The 21,607-nt window shown below is 67.1% G+C and carries 22 protein-coding genes; 9 read left to right on the top strand and 13 right to left on the bottom strand.

Annotated features, from left to right (window positions below; genetic code table 11):
- The first annotated feature begins 4 nt into the window (after window positions 1–4).
- From VGF12_RS02440 to VGF12_RS02425, 4 genes are read left to right on the top strand one after another with little or no spacing between them, the layout of a single operon-like run.
- On the top strand, window positions 5–565 hold the full coding sequence (locus VGF12_RS02440) for a peptidylprolyl isomerase (protein ID WP_331174457.1): 561 nt from the start codon (window positions 5–7) through the stop codon (window positions 563–565).
- Window positions 562–1,059, top strand: coding sequence for a peptidylprolyl isomerase (locus VGF12_RS02435; RefSeq protein WP_331174456.1), 498 nt, complete (start codon window positions 562–564; stop codon window positions 1,057–1,059). The genes VGF12_RS02440 and VGF12_RS02435 overlap by 4 nt, the downstream gene beginning before the upstream one ends.
- A complete protein-coding gene (locus VGF12_RS02430) occupies window positions 1,056–1,802 on the top strand; it encodes a UDP-2,3-diacylglucosamine diphosphatase (protein ID WP_331174455.1) in 747 nt (248 codons plus the stop codon). The genes VGF12_RS02435 and VGF12_RS02430 overlap by 4 nt, the downstream gene beginning before the upstream one ends.
- Window positions 1,802–2,581 carry a zinc-dependent peptidase gene (locus tag VGF12_RS02425; protein ID WP_414709983.1) on the top strand — a complete coding sequence of 260 codons (780 nt, stop codon included), beginning with the start codon at window positions 1,802–1,804 and terminating at the stop codon, window positions 2,579–2,581. Before VGF12_RS02430 ends, VGF12_RS02425 begins: the two co-directional genes overlap by 1 nt.
- Before the next feature lies 1 nt (window position 2,582).
- Here VGF12_RS02425 and VGF12_RS02420 read toward each other — a convergent pair whose 3' ends face one another.
- The 4 genes from VGF12_RS02420 to clpS all read right to left on the bottom strand — a co-directional run bounded on the left by VGF12_RS02420 (window position 2,583) and on the right by clpS (window position 7,258).
- Window positions 2,583–3,470, bottom strand: a complete 888-nt coding sequence (locus VGF12_RS02420; protein WP_331174453.1) for a glycosyltransferase family 4 protein — start codon at window positions 3,468–3,470, stop codon at window positions 2,583–2,585.
- 145 nt (window positions 3,471–3,615) lie between these two features.
- The gene (locus VGF12_RS02415) at window positions 3,616–4,431 is read right to left on the bottom strand and encodes a class I SAM-dependent methyltransferase (protein ID WP_331174452.1); all 816 of its coding nucleotides are present in this window, start codon (window positions 4,429–4,431) and stop codon (window positions 3,616–3,618) included.
- A 125-nt stretch (window positions 4,432–4,556) separates the two neighbouring features.
- Window positions 4,557–6,881, bottom strand: coding sequence for an ATP-dependent Clp protease ATP-binding subunit ClpA (gene clpA, locus VGF12_RS02410; RefSeq protein ID WP_331174451.1), 2,325 nt, complete (start codon window positions 6,879–6,881; stop codon window positions 4,557–4,559).
- Complete coding sequence (gene clpS / locus VGF12_RS02405) at window positions 6,878–7,258, bottom strand: ATP-dependent Clp protease adapter ClpS (RefSeq protein ID WP_331174450.1); 381 nt, start codon at window positions 7,256–7,258, stop codon at window positions 6,878–6,880. Before clpS ends, clpA begins: the two co-directional genes overlap by 4 nt.
- 184 nt (window positions 7,259–7,442) lie before the next feature.
- On the opposite strand from clpS, the gene VGF12_RS02400 reads away from it, so the two are divergent.
- The 3 genes from VGF12_RS02400 (at window position 7,443) to VGF12_RS02390 (ending at window position 10,990) form a co-directional block, all read left to right on the top strand.
- The gene (locus VGF12_RS02400; protein ID WP_331174449.1) at window positions 7,443–7,688 is read left to right on the top strand and encodes a cold shock domain-containing protein; all 246 of its coding nucleotides are present in this window, start codon (window positions 7,443–7,445) and stop codon (window positions 7,686–7,688) included.
- Window positions 7,689–7,877: 189 nt separating this feature from the next.
- Entirely contained in the window at window positions 7,878–10,112 is a 2,235-nt protein-coding gene (locus VGF12_RS02395; protein WP_331174448.1) for an NADP-dependent isocitrate dehydrogenase, read from the top strand.
- A 272-nt stretch (window positions 10,113–10,384) separates the two neighbouring features.
- Window positions 10,385–10,990 carry a PEP-CTERM sorting domain-containing protein gene (locus tag VGF12_RS02390; protein ID WP_331174447.1) on the top strand — a complete coding sequence of 202 codons (606 nt, stop codon included), beginning with the start codon at window positions 10,385–10,387 and terminating at the stop codon, window positions 10,988–10,990.
- 24 nt (window positions 10,991–11,014) lie between these two features.
- Here the strand turns inward: VGF12_RS02390 and icd are convergent, their stop codons facing one another.
- The 3 genes from icd to hemN form a co-directional block, all read right to left on the bottom strand.
- On the bottom strand, window positions 11,015–12,268 hold the full coding sequence (icd, locus tag VGF12_RS02385; RefSeq protein ID WP_331174446.1) for an NADP-dependent isocitrate dehydrogenase: 1,254 nt from the start codon (window positions 12,266–12,268) through the stop codon (window positions 11,015–11,017).
- 61 nt (window positions 12,269–12,329) lie between these two features.
- Window positions 12,330–12,950, bottom strand: a complete 621-nt coding sequence (locus VGF12_RS02380) for a sulfite exporter TauE/SafE family protein (protein ID WP_331174445.1) — start codon at window positions 12,948–12,950, stop codon at window positions 12,330–12,332.
- A gap of 10 nt (window positions 12,951–12,960) precedes the next feature.
- Window positions 12,961–14,343 carry an oxygen-independent coproporphyrinogen III oxidase gene (hemN, locus tag VGF12_RS02375; RefSeq protein WP_331174444.1) on the bottom strand — a complete coding sequence of 461 codons (1,383 nt, stop codon included), beginning with the start codon at window positions 14,341–14,343 and terminating at the stop codon, window positions 12,961–12,963.
- A gap of 131 nt (window positions 14,344–14,474) precedes the next feature.
- Here hemN and fnr point away from each other — a divergent pair, with 131 nt between their 5' ends.
- Complete coding sequence (gene fnr, locus VGF12_RS02370; RefSeq protein WP_331174479.1) at window positions 14,475–15,212, top strand: fumarate/nitrate reduction transcriptional regulator Fnr; 738 nt, start codon at window positions 14,475–14,477, stop codon at window positions 15,210–15,212.
- 127 nt (window positions 15,213–15,339) lie between these two features.
- Here fnr and VGF12_RS02365 read toward each other — a convergent pair whose 3' ends face one another.
- From VGF12_RS02365 to VGF12_RS02350, 4 genes are all read right to left on the bottom strand, one after another.
- Window positions 15,340–15,669, bottom strand: a complete 330-nt coding sequence (locus VGF12_RS02365; RefSeq protein WP_331174443.1) for a BON domain-containing protein — start codon at window positions 15,667–15,669, stop codon at window positions 15,340–15,342.
- Between the two features lie 499 nt (window positions 15,670–16,168).
- Window positions 16,169–17,521, bottom strand: a complete 1,353-nt coding sequence (locus tag VGF12_RS02360; RefSeq protein WP_331174442.1) for a sigma 54-interacting transcriptional regulator — start codon at window positions 17,519–17,521, stop codon at window positions 16,169–16,171.
- A gap of 13 nt (window positions 17,522–17,534) precedes the next feature.
- The gene (locus VGF12_RS02355) at window positions 17,535–18,008 is read right to left on the bottom strand and encodes a hypothetical protein (RefSeq protein WP_331174441.1); all 474 of its coding nucleotides are present in this window, start codon (window positions 18,006–18,008) and stop codon (window positions 17,535–17,537) included.
- Window positions 17,998–19,524: a HAMP domain-containing sensor histidine kinase gene (locus tag VGF12_RS02350; RefSeq protein ID WP_331174440.1), complete on the bottom strand. Its 1,527-nt coding sequence runs from the start codon at window positions 19,522–19,524 to the stop codon at window positions 17,998–18,000. Before VGF12_RS02350 ends, VGF12_RS02355 begins: the two co-directional genes overlap by 11 nt.
- Before the next feature lie 155 nt (window positions 19,525–19,679).
- Here VGF12_RS02350 and VGF12_RS02345 point away from each other — a divergent pair, with 155 nt between their 5' ends.
- Window positions 19,680–20,999 carry an NAD(P)/FAD-dependent oxidoreductase gene (locus VGF12_RS02345; RefSeq protein ID WP_331174439.1) on the top strand — a complete coding sequence of 440 codons (1,320 nt, stop codon included), beginning with the start codon at window positions 19,680–19,682 and terminating at the stop codon, window positions 20,997–20,999.
- Here the strand turns inward: VGF12_RS02345 and VGF12_RS02340 are convergent.
- Together VGF12_RS02340 and VGF12_RS02335 are read right to left on the bottom strand one after the other, a co-directional pair.
- On the bottom strand, window positions 20,962–21,255 hold the full coding sequence (locus VGF12_RS02340) for a hypothetical protein (RefSeq protein ID WP_331174438.1): 294 nt from the start codon (window positions 21,253–21,255) through the stop codon (window positions 20,962–20,964). The genes VGF12_RS02345 and VGF12_RS02340 overlap by 38 nt on opposite strands.
- The gene (locus VGF12_RS02335; RefSeq protein WP_331174437.1) at window positions 21,252–21,515 is read right to left on the bottom strand and encodes a hypothetical protein; all 264 of its coding nucleotides are present in this window, start codon (window positions 21,513–21,515) and stop codon (window positions 21,252–21,254) included. Before VGF12_RS02335 ends, VGF12_RS02340 begins: the two co-directional genes overlap by 4 nt.
- Window positions 21,516–21,607: the final 92 nt, after the last annotated feature.

Here is a 21,607-nt window from a genome sequence, read left to right as displayed (position 1 = left end):
CCGCATGACCAAGACCGCCCTCCTGCTCGCCGCCCTGCTGGCAGCCACCGGCGCTTCGGCGCAGACCGTGAAGCTGCAGACCACCGAAGGCGACATCCGCATCGAGCTGAACGCCGAGAAGGCCCCCAAGTCGGTGGCCAACTTCGTGCAGTACGTGAAGGCCGGCCATTACAACGGCGTCATCTTCCACCGCGTGATCCAGAACTTCATGGTGCAGACCGGCGGCTATGACGCCAAGCTGAACCAGCGTCCGACCAGGCCGCCCATCCCGCTGGAGTCGGACAACGGGCTGTCCAATCAGCGCGGCACGGTCGCGATGGCGCGTACCAATGACCCGAACTCGGCGACGTCGCAGTTCTTCATCAACGTCGTCGACAACATCCTCCTCGACGCCGACGTCGGCCGCACCGGCACCGGCTACGCCGTCTTCGGTCAGGTGGTCGAGGGCATGGATGTCGTCGACAAGATTCGCGCCGTCGACACGAAGGCCCAGGGCGTCCACCAGAACCTGCCCGTCAAACCCATCTTTATCACCAAGGCTCTCATCGAGCCCGTCAAAAAATGAGCCAAGTCAAGTTCACCACCAACCACGGTGACATCCTCATCGAGCTGGACGCCGCCAAGGCCCCGCTGTCCGTCGCCAACTTCCTGAACTACGTCCGCAACGGCCACTACGACGGCACGATCTTCCATCGCGTCATCAAGGGCTTCATGATCCAGGGCGGTGGCTTCGACGCCGCCATGAGCCAGAAGCCCACCGACGCCACGATCCAGAACGAGGCCAACAACGGCCTGAAGAACGCCAAGTACACGCTGGCCATGGCGCGCACCAATGCGCCGCACTCCGCGACAGCCCAGTTCTTCATCAACACGGTCGACAACGGCTTCCTGGACTTCAAGTCCGAGTCGCCCTCGGGCTGGGGCTACGCCGTCTTCGGCAAGGTGGTCGAGGGGCAGGACGTCGTCGACAAGATCGAGAAGGTCCGCACCGGCCGCTCTGGCGGTCACGCCGACGTGCCGGTCGAAGCGGTCGTCATCGAAAAAGCCGCGGAAGTTTGATTCCGCGCCTCGCGGCGCCGGCGCACTGGCAGCAGATCGACCTGCTGTCCGACCTCCACCTCGGGCCGGACACGCCGGGTACGCTGGCCCGGCTCGAGCGTCACCTGGCCAGCACCCCCGCCCAGGCGGTGCTGTTGCTCGGCGACATCTTCGAGGTCTGGGTGGGCGACGATGCCCGCCACGAACCCTTCGAAGCCGGGGTCGCGGCAATGCTGAGCGCCGCGGCCGCAAGGGTGGACCTCTTCTTCATGCACGGCAACCGCGACTTCCTCCTCGGAGCCGACATGCTGGCCGCCTGCGGCATGACCGCCCTGCCCGATCCCACCGTGCTCGACGCTTTCGGCCGACACTGGCTGCTCGTGCACGGCGACGCCCTGTGCCTGGACGACACGGCCTACCAGGCCTTCCGCCGCCAGGTGCGTTCGCCGCAATGGCAGGCCCAGGTGCTGGCACAGCCGCTGGAAGCCCGCCAGGCGCTGGGGCGCCAGATGCGCGCCGGCAGCCGTGCCGCGCAGGCCGCAGAGCTGATGGCCACGGATCTCGACGCCGAGGCCTGCCGAGCGCTTCTGCGCGAGGCCGGCGCGACGACGATGATCCACGGCCACACGCATCGCCCTGCAGAGCATGACCTGGGCGACGGCATGTCGCGCATCGTGCTGTCCGACTGGGACTTCGACGCGACGCCGCCGCGCGGCGACATCATCCGCCTGTCGCACACGGGCCTCGAACGCCTGTCGCCGTGATCCTGAAGACCCTGAACCGATGGCGCGAGCAGCGCGCCATCGAGCGCCACGCCATCCCCGAGGCGCTGTGGCAGCTCACGCTGCTGCGCTACCCCTTCCTGTCCGCGCGCCACGCGGACGACCTGACCGAGCTGCGCCGCTTGTGCAGCCTCTTCCTGTCGACCAAGGAGTTCCACGGCGTCGACGGCTTCGAGGTGACGGACGAAGTCGCCGTGGCCGTCGCAGCCCAGGCCTGCCTGCCGGTACTGAGGCTGGGCCTGGGCTGGTACGACGGTTTCGTCGGCATCGTCATGCATGCGAGCGAAGTCGTCGCCCAACGTACCTATCAGGACGAGGACGGCGTCGTCCACGAATACGACGAGGAACTGGCTGGCGAGGCGATGGAAGGCGGCCCGTTGATGCTGAGCTGGAATGCGATCGCCGTCAGCAGCGACCCGGCGCAGTTCGGCGTCGACGAGGTGTTCAATGTGGTCATCCACGAGTTTGCCCACGTCATCGACATGCGGGACGGCCAGGCCGACGGCGTGCCGCCGCTGGGCGGCGCGGAGGAGCGCGACCGCTGGATCGCGGTGATCGACGCCGAATGGGAGCGCTTCTGCAAGCGCGTCGACGCAGGCGAAGCCACGCTGATCGATCCCTATGGCGCGGAGGCCGTCGAGGAGTTCTTCGCCGTGGCCGTTGAGGCCTTCTTCGTCGCTCCGGCTGCGATGCGGGCCGAGGAGCCCGCGATGTACGAGCTGCTCGCTGGCTTCTTCAGGCAGAACCCGGCTGCGGACTGAGTCAGCTGGTTGAGAACCGCGTCAGGGCCTGCCTGAGCGCCGGCACGATGACATCCGAGGAGTAGCGCTCGACGACGATCTGCCGCCCCTGGCGGCCATAGGCCTGGGCCATGCCGGGGTTCTCCAGCAGCGTTGTGAGAGCGTCGGCCCAATCGTCCACGCTGCCTGCCCCCAGGCCGCATTCACCGGCGGCCAGCACGTCGGCGTTCATCCCGACGGGCGTGGCCACGACAGGAATGCCGCAGGCCATGTAGGTCAGCATCTTGAAGCTGCATTTGCCACGGTCCCACGGCGTATCCATCAGCGGCATGATGCCCACGCTCATGCCCTGGATGGCGCTCACCTCGTTGTCAGGCGACCAACGGATGAACTCAATGCGGTCCGCGGGAATGCCCTGAAACGACGGCGGCCTGTCCGACACGATGCGCAAGCGCGCACGCGGGAATCGTTGCAGCACGGCGGCGAAGGCCGATTCGATCGGCCGGAAGTACTCGTAGCCTCCGCTCGTGCCCGACCACCCAATCACCAGGTCCTCGACCGGCGCCGCAGGCACGAACCTTTGCGTGTCGACCGCCGTCGGGATAACCGTGACATTCGGATTCCATTGACCGAACGCCTCGGCGATATATGTATTGCCGCAGATGATTCCCGAACACAGCCGGGCAAGTTTTGGAGCGAATCGGTCCGGGCGATACAGCCAGATGGCATCGTCGACATCCAATACCCTGGGACGCCGGGTCAGCGGCTCCAGCGTCACGAACTTGGACAGCATTTCCCGCTGCAGCAGAGTGACGTCAAACCGGTAGGACTGCAATATCCCCGGCAAGCGGGAAGCCAAAGTCGCCACACCCCACAGCGGTCGCGCCAGCTTGCTGGGGGGCGGATACATCCCCAAGGGTGCAGCGAACTCCTTCAGATCGACATCGACAGCACGCAGCGCAGCAATATGCTGCCGGATTCTGAAGCGTGCACCAGGAACATTCGCCCCCCCGGTAAATGCAGCAACTCTAAGCAATTATTCTTTCCATTCGGAATCAAAGGCGCTTGAAAACAAATTCATTGCAGCCCATACGTCCACCGACCGTACGCAATTTCTCCAGCTGGAAGCCTCGCTGCTTGAAGAAGTCGAAGATCTGCTCCGGCTTGGCGACCTCGAAGGGATAACCGCCCAGCCAGTCGTGCAGATCATGCCAAGGGTTCATGCCTCGCCCATAGCGCTGGCCCCGGAGCAACCTGAGCAGCACGCTGGGCAGCATCGGATAGATGGCATGGACGGCAAAGATCAGCGGCCGGGTGATCTTCAGCTTGTTGTAGGCCCGCTTGATGGTGGTCCAGTACGTCGTCGCAAAGGGCTGGTAATTGTAGAGGGCGATGAAGAACGCACTGCCCGGCTGGGTCGGCAGTGCCGCGTTCTCGAGCGCCTGCCACATGTGGCCGGTGTGATGCAGCACCCCCCAGGAATAGACGACGTCGAACTTGCCCAGGCCGCGGACATAGTCCGCATCCAGGATGGAACCCGTCCCGACATGCCACTGCGCGTCATCCGCGAAGTATCTATTCTTCAGCTCCTGCGTACAGGCGACGGATTGCGGATCGTAGTCGAAGGAGGTAACTGCTGCCCCCAGGCGCCGCGCCGCGAGAGAAAACAACCCGCTTCCGCTGCCAATATCCAGGAATGTCCGCCTGCTCAAATCGGAAACCCCAAGCATGCTCCTCAAGCTCTGCTCGGCCTCCTGAATCTTCTCCTCGTTGAGCGTTTTCAGGAATCTTGCCCAGTTGGCACCGAATTCGTAGCGATCGCCTGATTTCAGCTCATGGGCATGAGAATGCCCGGGATTCTTCGGAGCCATATGTCTGGGAGGTGACGAAAAAAGAGATGCTCGGCATGCTACCTTTTCACCGCTTTTCCGCCGCCGTGAATCGTCCCCAAAGAAGAAGCGGCCCGCGGGCCGCTTTCTTTGCTAGTTAGCGAAGCTCAGGCCGTTGCCGGCTCGGCCTTCGGCTTGCCATCCTTGCTGGGCTTGGCGCTGGGCTGGATATCCAGCACCGTCTCGCCCTTGTCGTCCACGTCCACACTGAGGCGACCGCCATCCACGAGGCGGCCGAAGAGCAGCTCGTCGGCCAGCGCGCGACGGATGGTGTCCTGGATCAGGCGCTGCATCGGCCGTGCGCCCATCAGCGGGTCGAAACCCTTCTTCGCGAGCTGCTTGCGCAGCGCGTCCGAGAAGCTGACCTCGACCTTCTTCTCCTGGAGCTGGCTTTCGAGCTGCAGCAGGAACTTGTCGACCACGCGCAGGATGATCTCCTCGTCCAGCGGGCGGAAGGACACGATGGCGTCCAGCCGGTTGCGGAATTCCGGCGTGAACAGGCGCTTGATGTCGACCATCTCGTCGCCCTGCTGGCGCTGGGTCGTGAAGCCGATGGTGGACTTGTTCAGCGCTTCGGCGCCCGCGTTCGTCGTCATGATGATGATGACGTTGCGGAAGTCGGCCTTGCGCCCGTTGTTGTCGGTCAGCGTGCCGTGGTCCATGACCTGCAGCAGCACGTTGAAGACGTCCGGGTGGGCCTTCTCGATCTCGTCCAGCAGCAGCACGGCGTGCGGCTTCTTGGTGACGGCCTCGGTCAGCAGGCCGCCCTGGTCGAAGCCCACGTAGCCCGGAGGTGCACCGATCAGGCGGCTGACGGCGTGGCGCTCCATGTACTCCGACATGTCGAAGCGGATCAGCTCGATGCCCAGGATGTAGGCGAGCTGTTTGGCCACCTCGGTCTTGCCGACGCCGGTGGGGCCGCTGAACAGGAAGCTGCCGATGGGTTTGTCGGGCCGGCCCAGGCCCGAACGGGCCATCTTGATGGCAGCGGCCAGCGCGTCGATGGCCGGGTCCTGGCCGAAGACGACGCTCTTCAGGTCGCGGTCCAGCGTCTTGAGCTTGCTGCGGTCGTCACTGTTGACCGAGGCGGGCGGGATGCGCGCGATCTTGGCGACGATGTCCTCCACCTCGGCACGGGTGATGGTCTTCTTCTGCTTGCTCTTGGGCAGGATGCGCTGTGCTGCGCCGGCCTCATCGATGACGTCGATGGCCTTGTCAGGCAGGTGGCGGTCGTTGATGTACTTGGCAGACAGCTCGGCCGCGGCCTGCAGCGCGCCCAGGGCGTACTTGACGGAGTGGTGCTCCTCGAAGCGGCTCTTGAGACCCTTCAGGATCTCGATGGTCTGCTCGACCGACGGCTCCGCCACGTCCACCTTCTGGAAGCGACGGCTCAGGGCCGCATCCTTCTCGAAGATGCCGCGGTACTCGGTGAATGTCGTGGCACCGATGCATTTCATCGCGCCGCTGGACAGTGCGGGCTTCAGCAGATTGCTCGCATCCAGCGTGCCACCCGACGCGGCACCAGCGCCGATCAGCGTGTGGATCTCGTCGATGAACAACACGGCGTTGGGCTGCTCCTTGAGTGCCTTCAGCACGGCCTTCAGGCGCTGCTCAAAGTCGCCGCGGTACTTGGTGCCCGCCAGCAGCGCACCCATGTCCAGGGAATAGACGATCGCGTCGGACAGCACCTCGGGCACCTCACCTTCGGTGATGCGCCAGGCCAGACCTTCGGCAATGGCCGTCTTGCCCACGCCTGCCTCGCCCACCAGCAGCGGGTTGTTCTTGCGGCGGCGGCACAGCACCTGCACGACGCGCTCGACCTCGGCCTCGCGGCCAATCAGCGGGTCGATCTTGCCGTCCTTGGCCTGCTGGTTCAGGTTCTGCGTGAACTGCTCCAGCGGCGACGCCTTGGCGGCACCGCCCTCGCCTTCCTCGCGTTCACCTTCCTGGCCGCCAGGCCCCTGGCCCTCCGGATTCTTGGGCGGCTCCGGGTCGGTCTTCTTGATGCCGTGGGCGATGAAGTTGACGACATCCAGGCGCGTGACGCCCTGCTGGTGCAGGTAGTAGACGGCGTGGGAGTCCTTCTCGCCGAAGATGGCGACCAGCACGTTGGCACCGGTCACTTCCTTCTTGCCGCTGCCGGTGCTCTGCACATGCATGATGGCGCGCTGGATGACGCGCTGGAAGCCCAGTGTGGGCTGGGTATCCACCTCGTCGCTGCCGCCCACCATGGGCGTGTTTTCCTTGATGAACTGCGTCAGGCTCTTGCGCAGGTCGTCCAGGTTGGCGGCACAGGCGCGCAGCACCTCGGCGGCGCTGGGGTTGTCGAGCAACGCGAGCAACAGGTGCTCGACGGTGATGAATTCGTGCCGCTGCTGACGCGCTTCGACAAACGCCATGTGCAGACTGACTTCAAGCTCTTGCGCAATCATGCGGCCTCCATAATGCACTGCAGGGGGTGGCCAGCTCGCCGGGAGGCGGCCGAAACCAGCTCCACCTTGGTCGCGGCGACGTCCTTGGTGAAGACACCGCAGACCCCGCGACCCTCGTGGTGGATTTTGAGCATGATCTGCGTCGCCGTATCGAGGTCATGGCGGAAAAATTCCTGCAGAACCATGACGACAAATTCCATCGGCGTGAAATCGTCGTTCAGCAGCAGCACCTGATAGAGCCGCGGCGGCTCGGTCTTCTGGGTCTGGCGCTCGACGACGACCGCACCTTCGCCCTCGTCCCGGCCCGGCTTCAGAGGGGGGGTGGGCGGGGGCGGGACCGACTGGTTTCGCGGTGAAAAAACGGACAGCACAGGCATGGAACGATTCTATCGACGAGGGTTATCTCCTCGCCGACCGCGGGCAGTTGGCGGCGAGTGCTGGAATTGCAAGCCATCCCAGGGTGAACCCGGGCGGGAAGGTCCCGAATTGACGCTGATTTTTGCGCTACCAAAATCCGTGTCCGCCTCCGCTGGGAGGTGCCACAACAACGGAGACAAAACGATGGCACTGGGCAAAGTCAAGTGGTTCAACGATGCCAAGGGCTTTGGATTCATCGAGCCGGATGCCGGCGGCGATGACGTTTTCGCCCATTTCTCGGCGATCCAGATGGAAGGCTTCCGGACGCTGAAGCAGGGCAGCCAGGTGCAGTTCGAGCTGGTGCAGGGCCCCAAGGGTCAGTTGGCGCAGAACATCACGCCCATGGAGGCCGCTGCGCGCGCCGCCGAGCCGCAGCCGCTAGCCTCCTGAGACCCCCCACCCCGCAGCCCCGTGAGCCGGCCGGCCGCGGGGCTTTGTCTTGCCCATCGCGCGGGCGAACTGCCGCCGCGGCAATTCCTCGTCAGCAAAGTGCGGGGGCGGCTTGCTAGAGTTCATGCCCTGCGTGCCGGCGCGCTGCTGCATTGCGCCGCACGGATTGAACCTTTACCGGAAGATTTCATGACTGCCGACAAGACCCAGATCGTTTACACCCTGACCGATGAAGCGCCCCGCCTGGCCACGGCCTCGCTTCTGCCCGTCGTCAAGGCCTTTGCGGCACAGGCTGGGATCGATGTCGTCACCAGCGACATCTCGGTGGCCGGCCGCATCCTCGGCCAGTTCCCGGAATTGCTGAGCGAAGATCAGCGCGTGACGGACAACCTCGCCGCGCTGGGCAAGCTGACGCTCAAGCCCGAGGCCAACATCATCAAGCTGCCCAACATCAGCGCTTCGGTGGCCCAGCTGAAGGCCGCCATCAAGGAGCTGCAGGACAAGGGCTACAAGATCCCCGACTTCCCCGAGAAGCCCGAGACGGACGAGCAGAAGGACATCCGGGCCCGCTACAACAAGTGCATCGGCTCGGCCGTGAACCCGGTGCTGCGCGAAGGCAACTCCGACCGCCGCGCGCCCAAGGCCGTCAAGGAATACGCCCGCAAGAACCCGCACCGCATGGACGAGTGGAGCCAGGCCTCGCGCTCGCACGTCTCGCACATGCACGCCGGCGACTTCTATCACGGTGAAAAGTCGCTGACGCTGGACCGCGCCCGCGACGTGAAGATGGAGCTCATCACCAAGAGCGGCAAGACCATCGTGCTGAAGCCCAAGGTCTCGCTGCTGGACCGGGAGGTCATCGACTCCATGTTCATGAGCAAGAAGGCACTGCTGGCCTTCTACGAAAAGGAGATCGAGGACGCACGCAAGACCGGCGTGATGTTCTCGCTGCACGTGAAGGCCACGATGATGAAGGTGTCCCACCCCATCGTGTTCGGCCACTGCGTGAAGATCTTCTACAAGGACGCCTTCGAGAAGCACGCCAAGCTGTTCGATGAACTCGGCGTCAACGTCAACAACGGCATGGTGGACCTCTACACCAAGATCGCCAGCCTGCCGGCCAGCAAGCAAGAGGAGATCAAGCGCGACCTCCATGCCTGCCACGAGCACCGCCCCGAGCTGGCCATGGTGGACTCGGCCAAGGGCATCACCAACTTCCACTCGCCCAACGACATCATCGTGGACGCCTCCATGCCGGCCATGATCCGCAGCGGCGGCAAGATGTACGGCGCCGATGGCCGCCTGAAGGATGTCAAGGCGGTGATGCCTGAGTCGACCTTCGCCCGCATCTATCAGGAGATGATCAACTTCTGCAAGTGGCATGGGGCCTTCGATCCGCGCACGATGGGCACGGTGCCCAACGTCGGCCTGATGGCCCAGCAGGCCGAGGAATACGGCTCGCACGACAAGACCTTCGAGATCACCGAAGACGGCGTCGCCAACATCACCGACCTGGAGACCGGCGAGGTGCTGCTGAGCCAGGCCGTCGAGCAGGGCGACATCTGGCGCATGTGCCAGGTCAAGGACGCCGCCATCCGCGACTGGGTCAAGCTGGCCGTCAACCGCGCGCGCAACTCCGGCATGCCGGTGGTCTTCTGGCTGGACAGCTACCGCCCGCACGAGGCGCAACTGATCCGCAAGGTCAAGATGTACCTGCACGAGCACGACACCAACGGCCTGGACATCCAGATCATGAGCCAGGTGCGTGCCATGCGCTACACGCTGGAGCGCGTCATCCGCGGCCTGGACACCATCAGCGCCACCGGCAACATCCTGCGCGACTACCTGACCGACCTCTTCCCCATCATGGAGCTGGGCACCTCCGCCAAGATGCTGTCCATCGTGCCGCTGATGGCCGGTGGCGGCATGTACGAGACGGGCGCCGGTGGCTCGGCCCCGAAGCACGTGCAGCAACTGGTGGAAGAAAACCACCTGCGCTGGGACTCGCTGGGTGAATTCCTGGCCCTGGCCGTGAGTCTGGAAGACCTGGGCATCAAGAACAAGAATGCCAAGGCCAAGGTGCTGGCCAAGACGCTGGACGCTGCCACCGGCAAGCTGCTGGACAACGGCAAGGGCCCCAGCCCCAAGACCGGCGAGATCGACAACCGCGGCAGCCACTTCTACCTGACGCTGTACTGGGCGCAGGAGCTGGCCGCGCAGACCGAGGACGCAGAACTGGCCGCACGCTTCAAGCCGGTGGCCGCCACGCTGACCAGCAACGAAGCCAAGATTGCTGACGAGCTGAAGTCCGTGCAGGGCCAGGCGACCGACATCGGTGGCTATTTCCTGCCGGACGTGGCCAAGCTGGACCAGGTCATGCGCCCCAGCGCCACCTTCAACGCCGCTCTGGCGTCGCTGGGCTGACGGGTCCGCCTCCGCAGGTCGACAGGGGCGCCCAAAGGGCGCCCCTTTTTCATTTCATGGCCGCCCGGCACCGGGCCAGTGGCGGGTCACCGGCCACTGGCCCGCCCCGCGAGCGGGTGGCTCTTCACCGGGCGGGCCATGGTGCTTTCGGGCGATGGCGGGGAGGCCCCGTTTGCGGAGACTGCGTGCCCGCGGTCGTCGAGACCGCCTCGGTTCGCAGGCCGCTGGCGCCGCGGGCCGACCATGAAACCCCTCGCCCCAGGAGCCCCTCGATGACCCGTCCCCTCCAGCAACTGGCCGCCCTCGCCATAACGACCGGCCTGCTCATTGCCACCCTCGCCTCCCCCAGCACCGCCGAAGCCGCCACGGTGACGGTGAACTTCAGCATCACGAGCACCAACGCCAGCTCCGACTTCTACGCCATCGGCACCGTGGGCCAGGGCAGCTTCAGCTTCGATGACGCCCTGATGCCGGTCGGCGGCTCGGGTCAGGTCGGCAATCTGGTCATGGGGCTGTCCACGCAGGCCTTGAACTTCGAATGGTTCGGCACCCACTTCGACGTGAGCAACGCCAGCATCGCCACCCTGCGCTTCGCGGACGGCGAGCTGGTCGACTGGGCGCTGGGCGGCCGCTACAGCGCGCCGACCTGTGGCCTGCTGCGCTACGGCTGCGTCTACAGCGCCGGCACCCAGCCTGACTTCATGCTGTCCGCGTCCAGCGGCGGTCCGTTGAACGACGGCGTGCATGCCGGCATTGGCTCCGGCTACGGCACGGTGTCCTGGTCCGTGCAGGCCGCACCCGTGCCCGAGCCGACGGCCCCGGCCCTGCTAGCGCTGGGCCTGCTGTTCGTGGCGTGGCGCCGGCGCCGCGCGACCTGATCACGCACGGCCGGCGCCTGGGCCTCACATGCAGTCGATCATGACCTGGCCAAAGCCGGAGCACGACACCTGGGTCGCACCGTCCATCAGGCGCGCGAAGTCATAGGTGACCTTCTTGCTGAGGATGGCCTTTTCCATCGCGCTGATGATGAGGTCGGCAGCCTCCGTCCAGCCCATGTGACGCAACATCATCTCGGCCGACAGGATCTCGGAGCCGGGGTTCACGTAGTCCTTGCCGGCGTACTTTGGCGCCGTGCCGTGCGTGGCCTCGAACATGGCGATGGAGTCGCTCATGTTGGCACCCGGTGCGATGCCGATGCCGCCCACCTGTGCGGCCAGCGCGTCGGAGATGTAGTCGCCGTTCAGGTTCAGCGTGGCAATGACGCTGTACTCGGCCGGTCGCAGGATGATCTGCTGCAGGAAGGCGTCGGCGATGCTGTCCTTGATGGTGATGTCCTTGCCCGTCTTCGGGTTCTTGAACCGGCACCACGGACCGCCGTCGATGGGCTCTGCACCGAACTCCTTCTGTGCCAGCGCATAGGCCCAGTCACGGAAGCCACCCTCGGTGAACTTCATGATGTTGCCCTTGTGCACGATGGTCACGCTGGGCTTGTTGTTGTCGATGGCGTACTGGATGGCCTTGCGCACCAGGCGCTCGGTACCCTCGCGTGAGACCGGCTTGACGCCGATGCCCGAGGTCTCGGGGAAGCGGATCTTCGTGACGCCCATCTCCTGCTGCAGGAACTTGATGAGCTTCTTCGCCTTGTCGCTCTCGGCCTCGTACTCGATGCCGGCATAGATGTCCTCCGAGTTCTCGCGGAAGATCACCATGTCGACCTTGTGCGGCTCCTTCACGGGGCTGGGCACGCCGTCGAAGTACTGCACCGGACGCAGGCAAACGTAGAGATCCAGCTCCTGGCGCAGCGCGACGTTCAGCGAGCGGATGCCGCCACCGACCGGCGTGGTCAAAGGGCCCTTGATGGAGACGACGTAGTCCTTCAGCACCTGCAGCGTCTCCGCCGGCAGCCACACGTCGGGACCGTACACGCGAGTGCTTTTCTCGCCGGCGTAGATCTCCATCCAGTGGATCTTGCGCTGGCCGCCGTAGGACTTGGCCACGGCCGCATCCACCACCTTCAACATGACCGGTGTGATGTCCAGGCCGGTGCCATCGCCTTCGATGTAGGGAATGATCGGCTGATCGGGCACGTTGAGCGAGAAGTCGGCATTGACCGTGATCTTCTGGCCGCCTTCGGGCACCGTGATGTGTTGGTACATGGCTTGGAGCTTTCGCAAAGAGACGAGAGAGAGGAAAACGAAACGCGGCGATTTTGCCGCGTCAGCAGGCCAACATGACCCGCTGCCAAACCCCATGACCCAAGGCCCAGGCCGCCCCCAGCACCAGGGCCAGGCCGGCCAGGCGCAGGGCCAGCATCTCTCCACCCGCACCACGCTTGAGCAGCCGCGCGCGCCACAGCGGCGCCACGACGAGTCCGGGCGTGCTGGCCAGCGCGAATGCGGCCATGGTCGCCGCGCCACCCGCCACCGAGCCGGACAGGCCCGCCAACAGCAGCGCTGCATGCAGCAGCCCGCAGGGCATGATGACCCAGGCCATGCCGGTGGCGAAGGCATGGCTCGGCTTGGGGCGCCAGGTCACCGCGCCCAGCCAGACCGGCATGCGGCCGCGCACCAGCAGCGTCAGGCCCAGCAGCAGCAGGGCCGCCTGCAGCAGCGCCCAGGCCGGTTGCAGCACCGCGGCACTCTGTGAAGCCCGGGCCAGCGCCTCGGCCGAGGCGGCCACGATGGCCCCACCCGCCGTGTAGCCAAGCACCCGCCCGGCCAGCAGCTTCACCGGCCGCTGGCCACCCGCCAGCGCGCAAGGGGCGCTGCACATGGCCGCGCAGTGCGGCATGCCAGCCAGCCCCATCAATGCGGCGGAGGCGATCAGCGCGACATCCACCCGATGGGCCTCAAAGGATCTTGGAGAAACGCTCGCGGCTGGCGTCGGTCTGGCAGTAGCGATCGAACACCATCGCGACCGCACGCACGAAGTACCAGCCCAGCGGCGTGAGCTGGATGGCGTCCGGCTCGATGACGACCAGCCCCTGCTGCTCGAGCGGAACCAGTCGCTCCATCTCGGCCGCGAAATAGCGCGGGACGTCGACAAGGTAGGACGCCGCGATGGACTCGAATTCCAGCCGCCCCTGGCACATCAGCGCCATGATCACCGCGCGACGCAGCAGATCATCGCGCGTCAGCGCCAGGCCGCGCTGGATGGGCAACTGGCGCTGGCGCAGCGCGTCGTCGTACTCCAGCAAGGTCTTGGCGTTCTGCGCGTAGGTGGCGCCGATTCGGCTGATTGCCGACACGCCCAGGCCCACGAGGTCGCAGTCGGGCTGGGTCGAATAGCCCTGGAAATTGCGGTGCAGCAGGCCCTGGCGCTTGGCGACGGCCAGCGGGTCGTCGGGCAGCGCGAAGTGGTCCATGCCAATGTAGGTGTAGCCCTCGCCCAGCAGCGCGCTGATCGCACCGGACAGCATGCCCAGCTTGTCGCCGGCCGGGGGCAGCAACTCGGCCACGATGCGGCGCTGCGGCTTGAAGCGCTGCGGCAGGTGGGCGTAGGCATACATCGCGATGCGGTCCGGCCGCAGCTCGGCCACTTGCGCGATGGTGCGAGCGAACGACGTCGGCGTCTGCAGCGGCAGGCCGTAGATCAGGTCGACGCTGATGGAGGCGAAGCCGAGGTCGCGCGCCGCGCGCATCAGCGCCGCGACAGATTCCAGCGGCTGCACGCGGTGCACGGCCTTCTGCACGGCGGGATCGAAGTCCTGCACGCCGAAGGACAGGCGATTGAACCCCAAGGTGCGCAGGTGCGCCAACCGCGCGGCATCCACCGTGCGCGGGTCCACCTCGATGGACAGCTCGGCGCCCGGCAGCAGCTTGAAGCGCTTGCGCAAGGCGTCCATCAGCGCCGTCAGCTCGGCGTCCGACAGGAACGTGGGCGAGCCGCCGCCCAGGTGCAGTTGCGACACCGGCGCCGGACCGCCCACGGCCTCGGCGACGAGATCCATCTCCACCTCCAGCGACGCCAGGTAGGGCTGGGCGCGCTCGTGGTGCTTGGTGATGATCTTGTTGCAGGCGCAGTAGTAGCAGAGCTGCTCGCAGAACGGGATGTGCACGTAGATCGACAGCGGCTGAACCGTGCCACGCTGGCGAAGCGCCTGCAGATGCTGGGGCGCCTGGTGTGCCTCGACGAAGCGGTCGGCCGTGGGATAGGACGTGTAGCGCGGACCGGCAACGTCGTGGCGGCGCAGCAGGTCGGCATCGATGGGGCGGTCTGTGACAGCAGTCATGTTGCCACTGTGCCGGCCTGAACAGGCCCGGGCGTTGATCCAGGTCAATGCCGCAGCGGGTCCCGCCGCAAACAATGCCTTTCATGCTGACCCCACTGCCTCGTCCGATGAGCGTGCCGATCTCTCCCGACATGCCGGGGCAACCCAGCGCCACCCCGCTTGAGCCGCTTCGCGTCGCCTGCGCAAGCTGCAACCTTCGCGAGCTCTGCCTGCCCGTGGGCCTGAACCCTGGCGAGCTCCAGAAGCTGGACGGTCTGGTTGAAAAGCGCCGCAGCGTGCCGCGCGGTGACCACCTGTTCCGCAACGGCGACCGCTTCGAAGCGCTGTACGCCGTGCGCACCGGCTTCTTCAAGACCTGCGTCGGCAGCGAGGATGGCCGCGATCAGGTCACCGGCTTCCAGATGGCCGGCGAGTTGCTGGGGCTGGACGGCATCAGCAGCGACCACCACCACTGCGACGCCGTCGCACTGGAGGACTCGTCCGTGTGCGTGATCCAGTACCGCGACCTGGAAGAGCTGTCGCGCGAGTTCACGGTGCTGCAGCACCAGTTCCACAAGATCATGAGCCGCGAAATCGTGCGCGACCACGGCGTCATGCTGCTGCTGGGCAACATGCGAGCCGAGGAGCGCCTCGCGGCTTTCCTTCTGAACCTGACGCAGCGGCTGCAGGCGCGCGGCTTCTCGTCGTCCAGCCTCGTGCTTCGCATGACGCGCGAGGAGATCGGCAGCTATCTCGGGCTCAAGCTCGAGACCGTCAGTCGCACCTTCTCCAAGTTCCAGGAGGATGGGCTGATGGAGGTGAAGCAGCGCCAGCTGCGCATCCTCGACCAGGCGGGCCTGGAGGCGCTGGTCAACAACAGCCACTGCTGACACCGATTCCCCTCACCCGGTCTTGCCGCTGAGCGGGGCCCGTACGGGCCCGGGCTGCAGAGCCCGTGCCCTCACGAAAAGGCCCTGCGGGGGCGCGCAGGGCCTCGGGACCGAGGGGCTGGGGGGATCAGCCGACCTTGATCTCGTTGCGCACTTCCTTCACGCCCGGCACGGCCTGGGCGAGCTTAATGGCCTTCTGGGCCAATTCCGCGTTGGGTGCGGCGCCCTTCACCACGATGACGCCGCCGCCCGCGCTGCTGACGGTCAGCGGCAGGGCCTGCAGATCCTTGTCCTGCTGCAAGGCGGCGGCGGCTTGGGCTGCGACGGCGGCGTCGTCGCTGGCCTGCGCGACCTGCTGGGCGGGCGCATTGGCGGGCTCGGCGGCGAAAGAGGCGGTGGCGGCGGTCGCCATCAGGGCGGCGGACAGCAGACGGGCCATGGTGGATGCTTGTTGCATGCAGATCTCCTGAAGATGCGTGAATCAAACGCGGCGCCGGGTTGGCACCACGAGCCCCCTGAGCGCAAGGGCTGTGCCAGCTCCAGATTCCCTTTGAGAATCAAGCACTTGGGACGCGCTTCGCGGTGCGGTGAGACGTCCGTGGCCAGTCAACGCCTGTTATTTGTCGCCAGGCGGCGACAGCTTCATGGCGCAGAGACCTAAGTGCTTGATTTGTCTGACAGTTTTTTGTCGCCAGGATCAGACGCCCCCCGGTGGCCCGGCCTTCTCCGCCGCCTTCTGCAAGAACCGCGCGGCGTCGATGACGAAGCGCTCGTGCGTGCCTTCGCCGATCACCTCGCGCTCGTCGCGGCAGAGGACCCTGAAGCGCTACTTTCGGCCCACGACCTCAATCAGCTCGCCCACATGGCTCAGCAGCTCGCCCAGGCCCGGTTCAGGTTTAGTGTCCATGCCGCCATCTTGCATTGGCGCCAATGCAATCGGCAAAACGCCCAGCGCGTCAGGGATCGGTGCGAAACAGCTGCGGATCCAGCCCGTGCTTCTGCATAAGGCGGTAGAACTCGGTGCGGTTGCGGTCGGCCAGCCGTGCTGCTTCGGCGACATGGCCGGAGGTGAGGTTGAGCAACTGGTTCAGGTAGTCACGCTCGAAGCGCTGCTTGGCGTGCTGGTAGTTCAGCACCTGGGCCGCCGGCATCTGCAGCGCGCGCTGCACCTGGGCCAGCGGCACCAGTGCCGCCGTGGCCAGGACGCAGACCTGCTCCACGACGTTGTAGAGCTGGCGCACATTGCCCAGCCAGGGCGCCGTGACCAGCGCCTCCATCGCATCGGGCGCGAAGCCCTTGACCGGCTTGCGGTGCCGCTGCGCCAGCGCCAGCAGGAAGTGCTGGGCCAGCAGCGCGATGTCCTCACGCCGCTCGGCTAGCGGCGGCAACCTGAGCTTGACGACGTTGAGCCTGTAGAAGAGGTCGGGGCGGAACTGCCCCTCCGCCATCGCCAGCTCCAGGTCGCGGTGGGTGGCGGACAGCACGCGCACGTCCACCGCCACCGTCTCGTTGCTGCCCACCGGCCTCACGACACGCTCCTGCAGCACGCGCAACAGCTTGACCTGCAGGGCCAGCGGCATGTCGCCGATCTCGTCGAGGAAGACCGTGCCGCCGTGCGCGGCGGGGATCAGGCCCTGACGGTGGCCCTGTGCGCCGGTGAAGGCCCCCTTCACGTGGCCGAACAGCTCGGACTCCAGCAGCGCCTCGGGAATGGCCGCGCAGTTCACGGCGACGAAGGGCCGCGTCGCGCGCGGGCTGGCGTTGTGGATGGCGTGCGCCAGCAGCTCCTTGCCCGTGCCGCTGTCGCCCGAGATCAGCACGCTGGCGTCGGTGGCCGCCACCAACCGGGCCTCCGCCAGCACCTCAGCCATGCGCGGGCTGCGGCTGATGATCTCGCTGCGCCATGCGCCATCACCATCAAAGGTCCCGGGAGCGGACGCGTTGAAAAGCAACGCGCGGTGGATCTTGGCCATCAGTTCCTGACCGTCGAAGGGCTTGGTCAAGTAGGCATGGGCACCTCGCGTCGTGGCCTCGACCGCGTCGGGAATGCTGCCATGGGCCGTGAGCAGGATGACGGGCAGTGACGGATGGCGGGCGCGCACCTCGTCGAACAGGGCCAGGCCGTCCATGCCCGGCAGGCGCACATCGGTGATGACGAGGGACGGCAGCCGCACGGCCAGGTGGGCCAGCGCAGCCTCGGCGCTGGATACCGCCTGCACCGTGTGACCGGCGGCGCTGAGCCGCATCGTCATCAGGCGCAGCAAGTCGGCGTCATCGTCGACCAGCAGGATGGTGGCTTGCGTGGTCATGCCCTGCCCTCCTTCATCGCGGTGCGCCCGGCTTGCCGGGCAGGGTCTGCTCGATGGCCTTGAGCGCCTCCAGCTTCTCGTTGAGCTGCTCGTTGCGGCGCTGGCTGTCGCGCAGTTGCTGGGTCAGCTTGTCGACGTTGTCCTGCAGCCGACGCTGCTCGGCCAGTCGAGCGGCCAGCAGGGCCGCCAGAGGCCGCAGGGGCTCGGACAGCGGCTCGGTCGCGTTGGCGGCGAGCTCCAGTTGCGCAGCGGCCTGGGCCAGCTCGGCGCCGCTGCGCCCTTGGCTCAGGGCCAACGCCTTGCGCAGGTCCTCTGCATAGGCCAGCACCGCCTCCAGCGACGCCTCGGCCTGCGGCGGCGCAGGCGGCGGTGCCGGGCAGACCGGCTGGGGCGGCGGGGGCGCCGGCTCGGGGGCCGGTGCTGGCGTCTGGCAGGCCGCCAGGAGCAGCATCAAGGCCAGTGCAGGCAGTCGTCGCTCAAGTCGCATGGGGAATCTCGATCCGGAAATGGGCGCCGCGCTCGGCGGGCAGCAGGCAGCAGTTGCCGCCATGGGCTTGCACGATCTCGCGCACGATGGACAGGCCGATGCCGCTGCCGCGGCGCGCGCCGGGCACCTGGTTGCCGCCCTGGTAGAAGGGGTCGAAGATGCGCGCGGCATCCTCGGGTGCCACGCCGGGGCCGTCATCCAGGCAGTCGATGCGAAGCTTGCCATCGCCCTGCCCCAGGGCCAGCGTGATGCGCCCGCCGGGCGGACTGAATCGCACCGCATTGACGAGCAGGTTGCCGAGGACGATGCCCAGCTTCTCGCCGTCGATGACTGCCGTGCAGGGTTGAGCCTGCACACGCACGTCCAGCCCGCGCGCCTGCCACAGCAGCCGCTGGTCGTCGACGACACGACCCAGCAGCGCCGGCAGGTCGGTGGCGCGGCGCTGCAATTGCTGCGAGTTCGACGCCAGCGTCTGGTATCGCAGCAGGTCCTCAATCTGGCGCTGCAGGGCCATGCTGTTGTCGCCGAGGATGCGCACGATCTCGGTCTGGTCCGGCGTCAGCGGCCCGGCCACGCCATCGCGCAGCAGCGCCGCACCCTCGCGGATAGAGGCCATGGGCGTCTTCAGCTCGTGCGAGATGTGGCGGACGAAACGCGTCTTGTCGGACTCCAGCGTCGCGAGCCGCTGGCGTAGCCATTCCAACTGGCGGCCGAGCCGGCGCAGGTCGGCCGGGCCGCCGATGGCGATGGGCTCGTCGAAGCGGTTGTCCCCCATCCGGCCGATGACGGCTTCCACATGGGCCAGCGGCCGCAGCAGCCAGTGGCCGAACCCCACTGCCAGCAGGCCGGCCAGCGCGATGGCCCCCAGCACCAGGCCGCTGATGAGGTTGCGCTGCTGCTCCAGCTCCGCCAGCACGGCATCGCTGCGGCGGTCCATGGCCTGCTGGCTGTGTTCCGTCAACAACTCGTTGAGTCGGTGCAGGCGGGCGAACAACGGCGTCAGCCGCTTCAGTGCGGCGCTACGGGCACGGGCCAGGCCGGGGCCCTGCAGCACCTCCCAGGCGCTCCCGGCCTGGGTCACCCATTCAGCAAGCAAGGACTGCGCGACCGCGTCGCCCATCAGCTCGGCCAGTGCGGCCTGCGTCGCGCGAGCGTCCGCCCAGGCGGCCTGATAGCGGTCGCGCAGGCTGGCATCGTCCAGCACCAGGAACTGACGCGCGCTGCGCTCCATGGCCACGGTGCGCTCGGCCAGGCGTTGCACCTGGGCCGTCAAGGCTGCGGCGTCCTGCGAGGCCTGCCGGCCCTGCAGCGCGACATGCTCCAGCGCGAGCATCGCCTGCGCCGCCGCGCCGCCCAGCACCGCGGTGATGAGCAGAAAGGCTGCCAGCAGGCATTGATGGAAGGACAGGCCGCGCAGCTTGCCGCCGCGCTGGCGCTGCCAGGCCGAGTCGGGGGAAGACGGGGGCGCGGTCGTGGCGGTCAGCGCGGGGGTGGTGGCTAGGAGGTGTTGGGGCATCGAACTGAGCGCGCGCGGACGCGAGCATCCTAGGATGCCGGTCTCGCCGCCCGCGTAGGAGCAGGCCGCCTTCTGCGTCCCGATGCCCTGCGGCCCCGCCCCGGAGTCGGCAGGTCGATGCTGCAGTGCAGCATGACCAGGCGTAGGATGGGGCCATGCGTCCCCAAGTCCTCATCATCGGCTGCGGTTTCGGCGGCCTGGAGGCGGCGCGCGCCCTGCGCGCCGCCGACGTCGACATCACCGTCGTCGACAAGACCAACCATCACCTCTTCCAGCCGCTGCTGTATCAGGTGGCCACGGCGGGGTTGTCGGCGCCGTCCATCGCGGCACCCATCCGCCACCTGTTCCGCGGCCAGCGCAACGTGACGACGCTGATGGGCGAGGTCGTCGCCATCGATGCCAAGGGCCGGACGGCTGAGCTGATGGATGGCGCCCTGCTGCGATGGGATCACCTCATCGTCGCTGCCGGGGCCACGCACAGCTACTTTGGCCGCGACGACTGGGCCGCCTTCGCACCGGGTCTGAAGACGCTGCAGGACGCCTTCGAGATCCGGCGCCGCGTACTGCTGGCCTTCGAGGCCGCAGAGCGGGAGGAAGACCCTGCGCGGCGCGCGGCGCTGCTGCAGTTCGTGGTCATCGGCGGTGGGCCGACCGGCGTCGAGCTGGCCGGCACCTTCGCGGAGATCGCGCGACACACCCTGCCCGGCGAATTCCGCCGCATCGACCCGCGCCAGGCACGCGTGCTGCTGGTGGAAGGCAGCCCGCGCGTGCTGCAGGCCATGCCCGAAGCCTTGAGCGAGCGCGCCCGCGAGCAACTGGCCGCGCTCGGCGTGGAGGTGCGGGTCGGCGCCCGCGTGACCGGCATTGATGCGCAAGGGCTGGATATCGCGACTGCCGCAGGGGCCGAGCGCCTGCACAGCCGCTGCATCGTCTGGGCCGCCGGCGTTGCCGCGTCGTCGCTGGGCCGCGCGCTGGCGCAAGCCACCGGCTGCACGCTGGACCGCGCCGGCCGCGTCGTCGTCGAGCCCGACCTGAGCGTGCCGGGCTTCCCCGCCATCCAGGTCATCGGCGACCTCGCCGCCGCGCAAAGCCATGTGCCGGGCCGGGAGCCCAAGGCCGTGCCGGGCGTGTCACCCGGCGCCAAGCAGATGGGCCGGCAGGCCGCCGCGAACCTGCTGCGCCGCCTGCGCGGCGAGGCCACGCAGCCGTTCCGCTACCGTGATTACGGCAACCTGGCCACCATAGGCCGCAATAGTGCCGTCGTCGACCTCGGCACCCCGGCGGGGCCGCTGCGGTTCTCAGGCTATCCGGCCTGGTTGTTCTGGCTGTTTGCCCACGTGTATTTCCTGATCGGCTTTCGCAACCGCTTCGTCGTGCTGCTGGACTGGGCATGGGCCTACTGGACCCACGACCGGCACGCACGCGTCGTCGCGACGGCTAGCGCGGCCAGCCCGGCGCGCGACTCGCAGGCTTGACGTCGTCCACCGGCAGGCAGGCAAGCAGCAACGCCAGGCTGGCGCCGAGCGCCGCGACGCCCCAGAAGATCAAGAAGCTGATCGTGTAGATGGCCTGGGCCGGCAGGTCCAGCGGGGTGGCGCCGAACCAGCGCAGGTCACCCGGGTCGACCACGGCGAACACCAGCAGCTCCATCACGCCGGCCGCGAGGAAGGACGACCAAGCCACCGCCATCGCGAAGCGCGCGATGCGCGAGGGGCCAGGCCCGCCGATCACCGCTTGACCCCGGCCGGACCGGTCGCGGCGTGATTGCGGCCCAGCATCGCCGGCACGTCGCCGGACTGCGCCCGCACGTCGGCCGGCTCGACGTCGTCCGCCGCCTGGTGCGACGTGGCGCGCAGGTCCAGCGGCGGATCGGGATGCTTGAGCGCCAGCGCCAGCGTCATGAAGCTGGCGACGACGACAGCCGCCGGGCCGCCGACCACCAGCCACACCATGGGCTCGCGCCAGGCGGAATCAGGATTCACTGTGGACATGGGGTTCTCCTCGCCGTCAGCGCGGCAGCACGAAGGTGGATTTTTCGACGACGCTCTCACCGGCACCCGTACCGATGCGGCTGATGCGCCAG

The organism is Roseateles sp. (assembly GCF_036404855.1).
In the GTDB taxonomy this organism is placed as follows: Bacteria; Pseudomonadota; Gammaproteobacteria; order Burkholderiales; family Burkholderiaceae_C; genus Pelomonas.
The sequence above is the reverse complement of the archived record's forward strand: the minus strand, read 5'-3'. Positions and strand labels throughout refer to the sequence as shown.